Genomic DNA, 14,643 nt, shown 5'->3' on the forward strand with positions numbered 1-14,643 from the left:
GCCCGGTTACATTCCGAACCCGGAAGCTAAGCCTTACAGCGCCGATGGTACTGCAGGGGGGACCCTGTGGGAGAGTAGGACGCCGCCGAACTAATATTGAAAAGGGTTGGTCCTTGAATTCGATTCAAGGACCAACCCTTTTTTGTTTGCCGTAACGTGACGTTCACGTTGCCCGCCCAGCATCCAGCACATGGGTACTGCTGCCATGCTCAGCGCCGCCGGTGTCGGAGTCGGCGACGAGGTCATCGTGCCGGCCTTCGGGAACGTCGAGGTCACCGAGGCTGTGGGCCTCGTCGGTGCACTTCCGGTGTTCGCCGACATAGACCCGGTGTCGTACTGCCTCGACGTCTGTGCGGTGGAGGCCGCGGTGACGTCCCGTACCGCGGCGGTGGTCGTCGTCCACCGCTTCGGACGGCGGGCGGACCTGACGCGGTTGCACGGCATCGGACAGCGACACGGGCTGTTGGTGCTGGAGCGGGCCGAGACCGAAGTGCCGTACGACGAGGTCGCCCAGCGGCGGCAGCGGGCCGCCTATCTCGACGCCAAGCTGCGCGGCGTACGCACCCCCGACGGCGGAGACGGGCACACCTTCCAGCAGTACGTCGTGCGCGTGCCCGGCAACGGCCGGCCGGACCGGGACGCCTTCGCCCGCGCCGTGCGGGCCAGGGGAGTCGAGTGCCGTGTGCCGGTCAAGACGCCCGTGCACCGGCTGCCCGAGTTCCGCCGGTGCGTGTCGCTGCCGGAGACCGAGCGGGCCGCGGACGAGACGCTGGCGCTGCCCGTGGACGCCTCGTTGACCAAGCGGGACATGCAGCGGATCGTGTCCGCGTGCAATGTGCTCGGCGGGCTGCTTCAGCCCGCCTTCTGAACGAGCACCGAACGAATTTGGGAGCGCGGCTCCGTTCGGGGTATGCTCTCTTCCGTTGCCGGGGGAAACCTCGAAAAGGCAACTGGCCCCTATAGCTCAGTCGGTAGAGCGTCTCCATGGTAAGGAGAAGGTCAACGGTTCGATTCCGTTTGGGGGCTCCGCTGAGAAAGGGTCCCACCCGGTCGGGTGGGACCCTTTCTCGTTTTCCCGGGTTTTCCAGTGCCGTGTTCTCCGGAGTCTCCGTGTTCTTCGGACTTTCCGGCCGTTTCAGTCCTTTTGCAGGCCCGGGACGCGCATCGCCAGGATCGCCATGTCGTCGGACGGCGCGTCGGACGCGAAGCGTTCCACCGCGCGCATGATGCGCGCCGCGACCGCGCCGGCCGTGAGGCCCGTGCACGTCGTGAGGACGTCCGCGAGACCGTCGTCGCCCAGCATGCGGGCGCCCTCGCGGCGTTCGGTGACGCCGTCCGTGACGCAGAGCAGGACGTCGCCCGGGTCGAGGGTGACCGTCTCCTCGTACAGTTCCAGGTCCTCGATGACGCCGAGCAGCGGCTGTGGTTCGGCCGCGGCCTCCACCGTGCCGTCCTGGCGGAGCCGGAGGGGGAGCGGATGGCCCGCGCACACCACCTTCAACTCCGCGCTGCCGTCCGGCTGTGGGCGCATCTCGCCGTACAGGAGCGTCAGGAACCGGCTGCGGGCGCCCTCGTCGAGGATGGCCGAGTTCAGGCGCTCCAGGACCGTGGGGCCGCTCAGGCCCTCGCGCGCCAGCAGCCGCAGCGCGTGCCGGGCCAGGCCGGTCACCGCCGCCGCGTTGGGGCCCGTGCCGCAGACGTCGCCGATGGCGAAGCCGTAGGCGCCGTCGCTGATGGGGAAGAGGTCGTAGAAGTCGCCGCCGACCTCGTTGCCCTCGCCGGCCGCGCGGTAGATGACCTCCACCTCCACGCCGTCGATCTGCGGCAGGCCCGGCGGCAGGAGGCTGCGCTGGAGGGACTGGCTGATGGCCGTGCGCTCCGAGTACAGGCGGGCGTTGTCCAGGGCCAGGGCGGCCCGGCGGGACAAGTCCTCGGCCAGCTCCAGGATTTCCTGCCGGAAGTGCTCGTCGGTCGGCTTGCCCAGGGTGAGCATGCCGATGACGCGGTTGCGGGCCACGAGCGGAAGGACGACGGTCTCGCCGCCCACCGCGGAGGCGGTGGCGAGCGTCGGGCCGATACCGGCCGAGAGCTGCTGCGGCGGTCGGCCGCCGCTCAGGCCGAGGCTGCGCATGGACGTGCGCAGGGCCGCCTGGTGGGCCACCTCGGCGGGGGCCGTCCAGACCCGGGCGCCGGGGGTCGGTACCGGGTCCGGCGGCGGGACCTTCGACAGCAACGACTTGATGCCGTCGATGAGTTCCTCGTCCTCGTGCAGGACGTACGACAGGTACGGTTCCGACGCCTGGTCGGCGATGGTGTAGACGGCGCACCACGTGGCCAGGGTCGGCACCGTCATCTGGGCCATCAGGGCGAGCGTCTGGTCCCGGTCGAGCGTGCCGGCGAGCAGGTCGGAAGCCTCCACCAGGAAGCTCAGCGAGCCGCGCCGCAGCCGCTCCAGCTCGCCCAGGCGGGCGGATTCGACGGCCAGGGCGATGCGGTCGGCGGCGAACTGCAGGCGCAGGGCCTCCTCGTTGGAATACCTGCGGGGCGCCTCCGCGGCGACGCCGAGGGAGCCCGTGAGGCGGCCCTCCACCTTGAGCGGGACGGTGACCACCGAGCGCATGCCGGTGCCGTCCAGCAGCGGTGCGGCGCCCGGGACGGCCGCGAGGTCGTCGTGGACGGCCGGCATCCGGGCCGAGCCGTAGCGGCCGGGTCCTGCTTCCACGGGCACGCGTGCGAAGCGCTGACGCGCCGAGGGCAGTCCGGTGGAGGCCCGGACCTCCAACTCCGTCTCGTCGTCGGTCGCCAGGAGCAGGAAGGCGGAGTCGCCGTCGAGCATGTCGCGGGCGCGCTCCACCGTGCGCTGGAGGAGTCCGTCGAGGTCGTCCGGGGCGGGCGAGCCGATGAAGACCTCGAAGGGGTCGGCGCCCTGGCCGTCGGCGGCCGGGGGAGTGTCGGCGGCCGGGCCGCGCAACGGGGTCTGCAGGACGGCGCGTTCGTGGTCCCGTACCAGGAGGCAGACCGTGGACGGCTCGCCGCCCGTGTCGCGCACCCGCAGGTGGGAGGCGTACACCGGGGTGACCCGGCCGTCGGCGCCGCGGATACCGTAACTGCCCTCCCAGCGGGAGAGGCGCAGCGCCTCCGCGATGCCGGTGCTGGTGCCGGGGGTGTGCGGCCAGGCCGCCAGGTCGGTCAGGGGCTTGCCGGTGACCTGGTCGGCGGTGTAACCGAAGAGTTCCCCGGCGTCCTCGTTCCAGGACGTGACGGCGCCCTCACGGTCGATCTGGACGACCGCCACGCGGACCCGGCCGTCGGCGAGCGGCAGCAGGTCGGCGGGCAGGGACGGGCCGGCCGTACGGGTGCCGACCGGGCGCTCGGGCGGGTCGAGCTGGAACCAGACGTTCTTGTGCGTCGGCGTGTAGTCGACGCCCCAGCGGTCGGCCAGGGCCGCGCACAGTTGGAGTCCGCGCCCGCCCTCGCGGTCCGGGCTGCCCATGGTGACCGCCGCGCTCTGCAGGGGCACCTCGCGCTCCGGGTAGCGGTCGGCGACCTCGATCCGTACGCCTTCCTCGGTGCGCAGGCACAGCACGTCCGCTTGCGTGCCCGCGTGCACCACGGCGTTCGTCACCAGTTCGCTGGTGAGGACCACGGCGTCGTCGACGATGTCGGCGAAGCCCCAGCCCTGGAGGGTGTCGCGGACGAAGGACCGGGCGGTCGCGACGGATCGCCCCACGGGCTCGAAACTGGCGGCCGCGCGCGCGGTGATCACTGAACTCCTCGGCCGGTTGTCGACGGAAAGGGCTGCGTGGCCGGTCCGCTCGCGCCGCTGCTGCGGCATCCGCGTGTCCTTCGGCCGGTCCGGGGGCTGTCCCCCGGGGATCAGTCCGGTGGTCATGGTTCTGCGGCCGCCCCTCCGATGCCCGCTCGTGCTCGTCCCACCGCCCAGGCCGGTCGGACCGGTGCGGCTGGACAGCCGCATGCAAGGTTACTTACCTTCGCGGTCCGGACGGATGCCGGTTGCCGGTGTTTACGCCCCCCGGGTGTGCGGACGATGTGCGAAGCTGCCGAACTGTTATGGCCTGGTTCGGTGGGGGTGAAACACTGGGCAAGCTTCTTGTGAAGGTCCGGGCAGGCTGGGTGTGTTCTGTGCACGGGGGGCAAGCAGCCCTTGGTGCGGGCGGATCACATCTGGCAGAAAGACCCTGCAGCAGTAGGCGGTACGCCGGAACACCGGTACGCCGCAGTAATTGGTACGCCGAGCGGTGGTACCCGAACACAGCAGTGAAGGTCGACCCCTGCGGGAGGGACACAGTGGAGTCTGGCGCAGCGACGCGGAGCACTGAGACGCGCGCGAAAGGCGGACGCTCCCAGGGAAAGCAGGGCGGCACCGCCACGGTGGACGGCGCCGCCCTGAACCGGCTGCTCGTGGCTCTCGTCGCCATGCGCGACGGGAACTTCCGCAAGCGGCTCACGGTGTCCGGCGACGGGGTGATGTCGGAGATCGCCGCCGTGTTCAACGAGGTCGCCGAGCGCAACATGCACCTGACAGGCGAGCTGTCCCGGGTGCGGCGCATGGTCGGACGTGAGGGAAAGCTCACGGAGCGGCTGGAGACGGGGGCCTGCGAGGGCTCCTGGGCGGCGGCCATCGACGCGTCGAACGCGCTCGTCGACGATCTCGTACGGCCCGTCTCGGAGGTCGGCCGGGTCCTGACCGCGGTGGCCGAGGGCGACCTGTCGCCGCGCATGGAACTGCGGACGCACGGGCCGAACGGCACGGGGCATCCGCTGCGGGGCGAGTTCCTGCGGGTGGGACGGACCGTCAACAATCTGGTCGACCAGCTCTCCACGTTCACCGACGAGGTCACGCGCGTGGCCAGCGAGGTCGGCACCCAGGGCAAGCTGGGCGGCCAGGCCAGGGTGCGCGGCATGTCCGGTTCGTGGAAGGACCTCACGGACTCGGTCAACACCATGGCCCGGCAGCTGACCGCGCAGGTCAGGGACATCGCGCTGGTCACCACGGCGGTCGCGCGCGGTGATCTGTCACGGAAGGTCACCGTCCATGTGGCCGGTGAGATGCTGGAGCTGAAGAACACCGTCAACACGATGGTGGAGCAGCTCTCCGCGTTCTCGTCCGAGGTGACGCGGGTCGCGCGCGAGGTGGGCACCGAGGGCATCCTGGGCGGTCAGGCGCAGGTGTCCGGAGTGGCCGGCGTGTGGAAGGAACTGACCGATTCGGTCAACACCATGGCGGGCAACCTGACCGCCCAGGTGCGGGGGATCTCGCAGGTCACGACCGCGGTCGCCAACGGTGACCTGTCGCGGAAGGTGACCGTCCCGGCGCGCGGCGAGGTCGCGCAGCTCGCCGAGACGATCAACCAGATGACCGAGACGCTGCGGATCTTCGCCGACGAGGTCACCCGGGTGGCCAACGAGGTCGGCGCGGAGGGCCGGCTCGGCGGCCAGGCGAACGTGCCGGGTGCCGCGGGGATCTGGAAGGACCTCACGGACTCCGTGAACACGGTGTTCCGGAACCTGACCACCCAGGTGCGGGACATCGCCGCCGTGACGACGGCGGTGGCGAGCGGTGACCTGTCGCAGAAGGTCACCGTGGACGTGGCCGGCGAGATGCTGGAGCTGAAGAACACCGTCAACGGGATGGTGGACCAGCTCTCCGCCTTCGGTGCCGAGGTCACGCGGGTGGCGCGGGAGGTCGGGGTCGAGGGCGAGCTGGGCGGCCAGGCGCAGGTGCCGGGCGCGGCGGGTACCTGGAAGGACCTCACCGACTCGGTCAACACCGCCTTCCGCAACCTCACCGGTCAGGTCCGCAACATCGCCCAGGTGACGACGGCAGTGGCGAACGGCGACCTGTCGCAGAAGGTCACGGTCGACGTCTCCGGCGAGATGCTCCAGCTGAAGAACACCGTGAACACGATGGTGGACCAGCTGTCGAGCTTCGCCGACCAGGTGACCCGGATGGCCCGGGACGTGGGCACCGAGGGCCGCCTCGGCGGTCAGGCCCGGGTGGACGGCGTCTCGGGCACCTGGAAGGAGCTGACGGACTCCGTCAACTTCATGGCGGGCAACCTGACGTCCCAGGTGCGGCAGATCGCCCAGGTGACGACGGCGGTGGCGCGGGGCGACCTGTCCCAGAAGATCGACGTCGACGCGCGCGGGGAGATCCTGGAGCTGAAGAACACCATCAACACGATGGTCGACCAGCTCTCCGCCTTCGCCGACCAGGTCACCAAGGTGGCCCGCGAGGTGGGCACCGAGGGCCGCCTCGGCGGGCAGGCCCAGGTACCCGGCGTGGCGGGCGTGTGGCGTGACCTGACCGACTCGGTGAACGGCATGGCCGGCAACCTCACCGCCCAGGTCCGCAACATCGCGCAGGTGGCCACCGCGGTGGCGCGGGGCGACCTGTCCCAGAAGATCACCGTGGACGCGCGCGGGGAGATCCAGGAGCTGAAGAACACCCTGAACACGATGGTCGACCAGCTGTCGTCGTTCGCCGAGGAGGTCACCCGCGTCGCGCGCGAGGTGGGCACCGAGGGCATGCTGGGCGGCCAGGCCGAGGTGCAGGGGGTGGCGGGCACCTGGAAGGACCTCACGCAGTCCGTGAACTTCATGGCGAACAACCTGACGATCCAGGTGCGCAACATCGCCGAGGTCACCACCGCGGTCGCCAAGGGCGACCTGTCGAAGAAGATCACCGTGGACGCGAAGGGCGAGATCCTCGAACTGGTCACCACGGTCAACACCATGGTCGACCAGTTGTCGTCCTTCGCCGAGCAGGTGACCCGGGTGGCCCGCGAGGTGGGCACCGAGGGGATCCTCGGCGGCCAGGCGCACGTGCCGGGTGTCACCGGCATCTGGAAGGACCTCAGCAACAACGTGAACCTGATGGCCAACAACCTGACCATGCAGGTGCGCAACATCTCCCAGGTCTCGGCGGCCGTCGCCAACGGCGACCTGACGCGCCAGGTGACGATCGAGGCGCGCGGCGAGGTGGCGCAGCTCGCCGACACCATCAACACGATGGTCAAGACGCTGAGTTCGTTCGCCGACCAGGTCACCAAGGTGGCCCGCGAGGTGGGCACGGACGGCATCCTCGGCGGGCAGGCGCACGTCCCGGGCGTGGCCGGCACCTGGAAGGACCTCACCGAGTCGGTGAACCAGATGGCGTCGAACCTGACGGGCCAGGTCCGCAACATCGCCATGGTCACCACGGCCATCGCCAAGGGCGACCTGACGAAGAAGATCGACATCGACGCCCGGGGCGAGATCCTCGAACTCAAGACGACGATCAACACCATGGTCGACCAGCTGTCGAGCTTCGCCGAGGAGGTCACCCGGGTCGCCCGCGAGGTGGGCACGGAGGGCCAGTTGGGCGGGCAGGCACGCGTGCGTGACGTGGACGGGACCTGGCGGGACCTGACCGAGTCCGTGAACGAGATGGCCGGGAACCTGACCCGGCAGGTGCGGGCCATCATGCGGGTGGCGACCGCGGTGACCCGGGGCGACCTGAACCTGAAGATCGACGTGGACGCGTCCGGCGAGATCGAGGAGTTGCAGGACTACATCAACAAGATGATCGCCAACCTGCGTGACACGACCATCGCCAACGAGGAGCAGGACTGGCTCAAGGGCAACCTGGCCCGTATCTCGGCGCTGATGCAGGGCCGTCGCGACCTGGAGGACGTCGCCTCGCTGATCATGAGCGAGCTGACGCCGGTGGTCTCCGCGCAGCACGGCGCGTTCTTCCTGGCGATGCCGACGGTCGACGGCAAGGACCGGAACGCCGCGAACGAGGACGCGTACGAGCTGCGCATGCTCGGTTCGTACGGCTATTCGATGGGCTCCATGCCGACGTCGTTCCGCCCCGGTGAGGCGCTGATCGGGACGGCCGCCGAGGAGAAGCGCACGATCCTGGTGGAGAACGCGCCCAGCGGCTATCTGAAGATCTCCTCGGGGCTCGGCGAGGCGCCGCCCGCGCAGGTGATCGTGCTGCCGGTGCTGTTCGAGGGCAAGGTGCTCGGGGTGATCGAGCTGGCGTCCTTCACGCCGTTCACCCACATCCAGAAGGACTTCCTCAACCAGATCGCCGAGATGATCGCGACCAGCGTCAACACCATCTCGGTGAACACCAAGACCGAGGTGCTGCTGAAGCAGTCGCAGGAGCTGACCGAGCAACTGCGGGAGCGTTCGGCCGAGTTGGAGAACCGGCAGAAGGCGCTCCAGGCGTCCAACGCCGAGCTGGAGGAGAAGGCCGAGCTGCTGGCCCAGCAGAACCGCGACATCGAGGTCAAGAACACCGAGATCGAGGAGGCGCGGCAGGTCCTGGAGGAGCGCGCCGAGCAGCTCGCGGTCTCCATGCGCTACAAGAGCGAGTTCCTGGCCAACATGTCCCACGAACTGCGCACCCCGCTCAACTCGCTGCTGATCCTCGCCAAGCTGCTCGCCGACAACGCGGACTCCAACCTCACGCCGAAGCAGGTCGAGTTCGCCGAGACGATCCACGGGGCCGGCTCCGACCTGCTCCAGCTGATCAACGACATCCTGGACCTGTCGAAGGTCGAGGCCGGCAAGATGGACGTCTCCCCGACGCGCATCGCGCTCGTCCAGTTGGTGGACTACGTGGAGGCCACGTTCCGGCCGCTGACCGCGGAGAAGGGGCTGGACCTGTCCGTACGGGTCTCCCCGGAGCTGCCGGCCACGCTGCACACGGACGAGCAGCGCCTCTTGCAGGTGCTGCGGAACCTGCTGTCGAACGCGGTGAAGTTCACCGACTCCGGGTCGGTCGAGCTGGTGATCCGGACGGCCGGTGCGGACGTCCCGGTGGGGGTCCGGGAGCAGCTGCTGGAGGCCGGTTCGCTCACCGACGCGGACGCGGAGCTGATCGCCTTCTCGGTGACCGACACCGGGATCGGCATCGCGGCCGGCAAGATGCGGGTCATCTTCGAGGCGTTCAAGCAGGCGGACGGCACCACCAGCCGCAAGTACGGCGGTACGGGCCTCGGGCTGTCCATCTCGCGGGAGATCGCGCAGCTGCTCGGCGGCGAGATCCACGCGCAGAGCGAGCCGGGCCGCGGTTCGACGTTCACGCTGTACCTGCCGCTGCACCCGAGCGAACTGCCGCCGCAGGGCTACCAGCAGTCGGTGCCGGTGCTACAGGTGAGCGACCTGATCTCGTCCGAGGACCAGCTGTCCGAGCTGTCCGCGGCGGAGATCGAGACGCCGGCCGAGGTGAAGTCGTACCAGGAGACGCAGAACGGCGCCGCCGCCCTCTTCCGGCGCCGCCGCAGGGGCACACCGGAGATCGACCAGCGGCCCGAGCCGCGGCCGGCCCCGGAGCAGCAGGCCGCCCCGCAGCCGCGCCGTGGCGTGCGGTTCGGCGGCGAGAAGGTGCTGATCGTCGACGACGACATCCGCAACGTCTTCGCCCTCACCAGCGTCCTGGAGCAGCACGGCCTGTCCGTGCTGTACGCCGAGAACGGCCGTGAGGGCATCGAGGTGCTGGAGCAGCACGACGACGTGGCGGTCGTCCTGATGGACATCATGATGCCCGAGATGGACGGCTATGCGACGACGACCGCGATCCGTCGGATGCCGCAGTTCGCCGGGTTGCCGATCATCGCGCTGACCGCGAAGGCGATGAAGGGCGACCGGGAGAAGGCGATCGAGTCCGGGGCGTCCGATTACGTCACCAAGCCGGTCGACCCGGACCATCTGCTGTCGGTGATGCATCAGTGGATGCAAGAGGAGACCGTGTGATGGTGTGGGTTTCGGGGAACCTTCCGGTCTCCCGCGGCGTTTCTGCTATGTGCACAGTGACATCGCGGTGACAGGGTGTGGCGACGGGCGGGGTGCGGCTACCATGACCGGCACAAGGACGGGCGGCGCAAGGGAGTCGTCCCCAGGGGTGGCGCCCGGTGTACCGCCGGGGCGAGGAGGGCGGGCCATGGTGCAGAAGGCCAAGATCCTCCTGGTCGATGACCGGCCGGAGAATCTGCTGGCGCTGGAGGCCATCCTCTCTGCGCTCGATCAGACACTGGTGCGGGCATCGTCCGGGGAGGAAGCGCTCAAGGCACTGCTCACGGACGATTTCGCGGTCATTCTGCTGGACGTCCAGATGCCGGGCATGGACGGTTTCGAGACCGCGGCGCACATCAAGCGGCGGGAGCGGACCCGGGACATCCCGATCATCTTCCTGACCGCGATCAACCACGGCCCGCACCACACCTTCCGGGGCTATGCCGCGGGCGCGGTCGACTACATCTCCAAGCCCTTCGACCCGTGGGTGCTACGCGCGAAGGTCTCGGTGTTCGTCGAGCTCTACATGAAGAACTGCCAGCTGCGCGAGCAGGCGGCACTGCTGCGGCTCCAGTTGGAGGGCGGCGGCAAGGGCGCGGTCGGCGGACCCGGCAAGGAGCCCGCGGGGCTGCTCGCCGAGCTGTCGGCGCGGCTCGCGGCCGTGGAGGAGCAGGCCGAGGCGCTGTCCAAGCAGTTGGACGACGAATCCGCGGACGCGGCGGCGGTGGCCACGGCCGCCCATCTGGAACGCAAACTGACGGGGCTGCGCCGGGCGCTCGACGCCCTGGAGCCCGGAACCGGCGGCGGTGCCCCGACGCTGCCGACACAGAACTGACGCCCGCCCGGTCCGCGGTCGCATGAGCGGGCGTCAGTTTTGTGCCTCGGCAAGGGCGACACGAACGGGTGAAGCACTGGGCACGCGTGTCCACCGTCGTCTCCCCCGGTAATCTCACATCCATGGCCTCACGTCCCTCCGCAGCGAAGAAGCAGCCCGCCAAGAAGGCGGCAGCTCAGGCGAAGGCCCCGGCGAAGAAGGCCGCCGCGAAGAAGGCACCGGCCAAGAAGGCGCCCGCCAAGAAGGCCGCGGCGAAGAAGCCCGCGCCCAAGCCGGCACCGAGCCCAACCGGGGGTCTCTACCGGCTCGTGCGGGCGCTCTGGCTGGGGCTCGCGCATGCCGTCGGCGCCGTCTTCCGCGGGATAGGCCAGGGCGCGAAGAACCTCGACCCGGCGCACCGCAAGGACGGTGTCGCACTGCTGCTGTTCGGCATCGCGCTGATCGTCGCCGCCGGCACCTGGGCGGATCTGCGCGGCCCGGTCGGTGACCTCGTCGAGATCCTGGTGACCGGTGCCTTCGGCCGGCTCGACCTGCTCGTGCCGATCCTGCTCGCGGTGATCGCCGTGCGCTTCATCCGGCATCCCGAGAAGCCGGAGGCCAACGGCCGTATCGTGATCGGCCTGTCCGCGCTGCTCATCGGCGTGCTCGGGCAGGTCCACATCGCCTGCGGCTCGCCCGCCCGCAGCGACGGGATGCAGGCGATAAGGGACGCCGGCGGACTCATCGGCTGGGCGGCGGCGACCCCGCTGTCGTACACCATGACCGATGTCCTCGCCGTGCCGCTGCTCGTGCTGCTCACCGTCTTCGGGCTGCTCGTCGTCACGGCCACCCCGGTCAACGCCATCCCGCAGCGACTGCGGACGCTCGGCGTCCGGCTCGGCGTGCTGCACGAACCGCAGGACGCACAGGACGAGGGCGCCACCGAGGACGACGAGCGCTACGAGCAGCAATGGCGCGACGCCCTGCCCGCGCGCCCCCATGGCCGCCGGGGCGGCTCCCCGGCGTACGACCCCGAGGGAGCCGAACAGGAGGCCCTCTCCAAGCGGCGGGGCCGTCCCAGGCGTTCCGCGGTGCCGCAGCCCGCGATGGACCGGCGGCTGGACGCCGTCGACATCGCCGCGGCGGCAGCGGCCGACCTCGACGGCGCCGTCATGCACGGCATGCCGCCCTCGCCGCTGGTCGCCGGCCTCACCCAGGGCGTGAGCGTGGGAGACCGCGAGGAGACCACCCCGACGCCGGTCCCGACCCCCGTCCCGGCCGCGCGGCCCAAGCAGGAGCGGCTGGAGACCGACGCGGTCGTACCCGACCTGACCAAGTCGGCCCCCGAGGAGATCCGCTACCTGCCGCCGCGCGCCGAGCAACTCCAGCTGTCCGGCGACATCACCTACTCGCTGCCCTCGCTCGACCTCCTCACCCGCGGCGGCCCCGGCAAGGCGCGCAGCGCGGCCAACGACGCCATAGTCGCCTCGCTCACCAACGTCTTCACGGAGTTCAAGGTCGACGCGGCCGTCACCGGCTTCACCCGCGGGCCGACGGTCACCCGCTACGAGGTCGAGCTGGGCCCCGCCGTCAAGGTCGAGCGGATCACCGCGCTCACCAAGAACATCGCGTACGCCGTCGCCAGCCCGGACGTGCGGATCATCAGCCCCATCCCCGGCAAGTCCGCGGTCGGCATCGAGATCCCGAACACCGACCGGGAGATGGTCAACCTCGGCGACGTGCTGCGCCTCGCGGAGGCCGCCGAGGACGACCATCCGATGCTGGTCGCGCTCGGCAAGGACGTCGAGGGCGGCTACGTGATGGCGAACACCGCGAAGATGCCGCACGTGCTCGTCGCCGGCGCCACCGGCTCCGGCAAGTCGTCCTGCATCAACTGCCTGATCACCTCGATCTTGATGCGGGCGACCCCGGAGGACGTCCGGATGGTCCTGGTCGACCCCAAGCGCGTCGAGCTGACCGCCTACGAGGGCGTCCCGCACCTGATCACGCCGATCATCACCAACCCGAAGCGGGCGGCCGAGGCGCTCCAGTGGGTGGTGCGCGAGATGGACCTGCGCTACGACGACCTGGCGGCCTTCGGCTACCGGCACATCGACGACTTCAACGCGGCCGTCCGCAGCGGCAAGGCGAAGGTGCCGGAGGGCAGCGAGCGGGAACTCCAGCCGTACCCGTACCTGCTGGTCATCGTCGACGAGCTGGCCGACCTGATGATGGTTGCGCCGCGCGACGTGGAGGACGCGATCGTGCGCATCACCCAGCTCGCGCGCGCCGCCGGCATCCACCTCGTGCTCGCCACCCAGCGCCCCTCGGTCGACGTGGTCACCGGACTCATCAAGGCGAACGTGCCTTCCCGGCTCGCGTTCGCCACCTCCTCGCTCGCCGACTCGCGGGTCATCCTCGACCAGCCCGGCGCCGAGAAGCTGATCGGCAAGGGTGACGGCCTGTTCCTGCCGATGGGCGCGAACAAGCCCACCCGTATGCAGGGCGCGTTCGTGACCGAGGAAGAGGTCGCGGCCGTCGTCCAGCACTGCAAGGACCAGATGGCGCCCGTCTTCCGGGACGACGTCACCGTCGGCACCAAGCAGAAGAAGGAGATCGACGAGGACATCGGCGACGACCTCGACCTGCTCTGCCAGGCGGCCGAACTGGTCGTCTCCACGCAGTTCGGATCGACGTCGATGCTCCAGCGCAAACTGCGCGTCGGGTTCGCCAAGGCGGGCCGGCTCATGGACCTCATGGAGTCCCGCGGTGTCGTCGGGCCCAGTGAGGGATCCAAGGCCCGGGACGTTCTGGTGAAACCCGACGAGCTGGACGGCGTGCTCGCCGTGATCCGCGGGGAGTCCTAAGGACAGGGAAGGGCCCGTTCGGCGGTCTGGATTCAGCCGGGCGGGGCATGACCGTGATCCACCCGTTAGAGATCGGCGAGCAACCGTTTCCCTTTGTGGTACGTCAAGTTGAGCGAGTGGCCAGGCGCGGGTCCCGTCCGGGGTCCGGGCCCGGCCCGTCATCGGGATGACCGGCCATACCGATGGCGTACAAAGTCCTACCGCCCGGTTGCCCCACCCTTTCGTACCCCCCCTAGACTGAATTTCCAGCACAGGTGGCTACACGCTCGAAAGGCGCCCCCGTGTCCATCGGCAACTCCCCTGAAGACGAGCGTCCGTTCCCAGACGTGTCCGAGGAATCCCGAGTCTCCGTCGGCCGTACCCTCCGCCAGGCGCGCATCGCGGCCGGGCTGACGGTCGATGACGTCAGCAGCGCCACCCGGGTGCGTAACGCCATCGTGCACGCCATCGAGGCCGACGACTTCGCCCCGTGCGGCGGCGACGTGTACGCCCGCGGGCACATCCGGACCCTGGCCAAGGCCGTGCACCTCGATCCGGCCCCGCTGATCGCCCGGTACGACGCCGAGCACGGCGGGCGGCCCGCGCCCACCTCGACCGCCCCGCTCTTCGAGGCGGAACGCATCCGCCCGGAGCGGCGCGGGCCCAACTGGACCGCGGCCATGGTCGCCGCGATCGTCGCCGTGGTCGGCTTCGTCGGCTTCACCGCCTTCAAGGGCGGCGACGGCGGAAACGGCGACAAGGCGCAGGTCGCCGAGGGCGCCACGGCCGCGACCAGCAACCCCGCCTCCCCGACGCCGACGAAGACCAGGTCCGAGGAGCAGACGCCCGCGCCGTCCGACAGCGCCATCGCGGCCGCCCCGCAGGACAAGGTGACCGTCCAGGTGAGCGCCGTCGACGGCCGGAGCTGGATCTCGGCCAAGGACCACAACGGCCGGATGCTGTTCGACGGCCTGCTGGAGAAGGGCGATTCCAAGACCTTCCAGGACGGCTCGAAGGTCAACCTCATCCTCGGCGACGCCGGGGCCGTCCAGCTCTACGTCAACGGCAAGAAGATCCAGGACGACTTCAAGCCGGGCGCCGTCGAGCGCCTCACCTACACCAAGGGCGACCCCGCGATCGGCTAGCCGGTTTCCGGGAGGGCGTGCGAAGACGGGG

General features: G+C 70.0%; 6 protein-coding genes, 1 tRNA gene and 1 rRNA gene. 7 read left to right on the top strand and 1 reads right to left on the bottom strand.

Annotated features, from left to right (window positions below; translation table 11 throughout):
- The 3 genes from rrf to ACFC09_RS30555 all read left to right on the top strand — a co-directional run.
- Positions 1-91: ribosomal RNA gene (gene rrf, locus ACFC09_RS30545) — 5S ribosomal RNA — on the top strand; the annotation flags it as partial.
- A gap of 114 nt (positions 92-205) precedes the next feature.
- Positions 206-868, top strand: a complete 663-nt coding sequence (locus ACFC09_RS30550) for a DegT/DnrJ/EryC1/StrS family aminotransferase (protein ID WP_376533640.1) — start codon at positions 206-208, stop codon at positions 866-868.
- Between the two features lie 85 nt (positions 869-953).
- Positions 954-1,026 (top strand) — tRNA-Thr (locus tag ACFC09_RS30555).
- Positions 1,027-1,135: 109 nt separating this feature from the next.
- Here ACFC09_RS30555 and ACFC09_RS30560 read toward each other — a convergent pair.
- On the bottom strand, positions 1,136-3,892 hold the full coding sequence (locus tag ACFC09_RS30560; protein WP_376533577.1) for a SpoIIE family protein phosphatase: 2,757 nt from the start codon (positions 3,890-3,892) through the stop codon (positions 1,136-1,138).
- A 416-nt stretch (positions 3,893-4,308) separates the two neighbouring features.
- Between ACFC09_RS30560 and ACFC09_RS30565 the strand changes: the two genes are divergently transcribed.
- The 4 genes from ACFC09_RS30565 to ACFC09_RS30580 all read left to right on the top strand — a co-directional run bounded on the left by ACFC09_RS30565 (position 4,309) and on the right by ACFC09_RS30580 (position 14,612).
- On the top strand, positions 4,309-9,768 hold the full coding sequence (locus tag ACFC09_RS30565; RefSeq protein ID WP_376533578.1) for a HAMP domain-containing protein: 5,460 nt from the start codon (positions 4,309-4,311) through the stop codon (positions 9,766-9,768).
- Positions 9,769-9,955: 187 nt separating this feature from the next.
- Positions 9,956-10,642 (top strand): two-component system response regulator, encoded by a 687-nt coding sequence (locus tag ACFC09_RS30570; RefSeq protein WP_376533579.1) that lies wholly within the window; start codon positions 9,956-9,958, stop codon positions 10,640-10,642.
- 122 nt (positions 10,643-10,764) lie between these two features.
- Positions 10,765-13,488 carry a DNA translocase FtsK gene (locus ACFC09_RS30575; protein WP_376533580.1) on the top strand — a complete coding sequence of 908 codons (2,724 nt, stop codon included), beginning with the start codon at positions 10,765-10,767 and terminating at the stop codon, positions 13,486-13,488.
- 281 nt (positions 13,489-13,769) lie between these two features.
- A complete protein-coding gene (locus tag ACFC09_RS30580; RefSeq protein ID WP_376533581.1) occupies positions 13,770-14,612 on the top strand; it encodes a helix-turn-helix domain-containing protein in 843 nt (280 codons plus the stop codon).
- Positions 14,613-14,643 lie beyond the last annotated feature (31 nt).

Source organism: Streptomyces sp. NPDC056161 (assembly GCF_042268025.1).
Lineage (GTDB): Bacteria > Actinomycetota > Actinomycetes > Streptomycetales > Streptomycetaceae > Streptomyces.

Bases quoted from the DNA above. Each gene is read 5' to 3' on its own strand.
- ACFC09_RS30550 (WP_376533640.1), top strand. From the start codon at position 206: ATGCTCAGCGCCGCCGGTGTCGGAGTCGGCGACGAGGTCATCGTGCCG.
- ACFC09_RS30560 (WP_376533577.1), bottom strand. From the start codon at position 3,892: ATGACCACCGGACTGATCCCCGGGGGACAGCCCCCGGACCGGCCGAAG.
- ACFC09_RS30570 (WP_376533579.1), top strand. From the start codon at position 9,956: ATGGTGCAGAAGGCCAAGATCCTCCTGGTCGATGACCGGCCGGAGAAT.
- ACFC09_RS30575 (WP_376533580.1), top strand. From the start codon at position 10,765: ATGGCCTCACGTCCCTCCGCAGCGAAGAAGCAGCCCGCCAAGAAGGCG.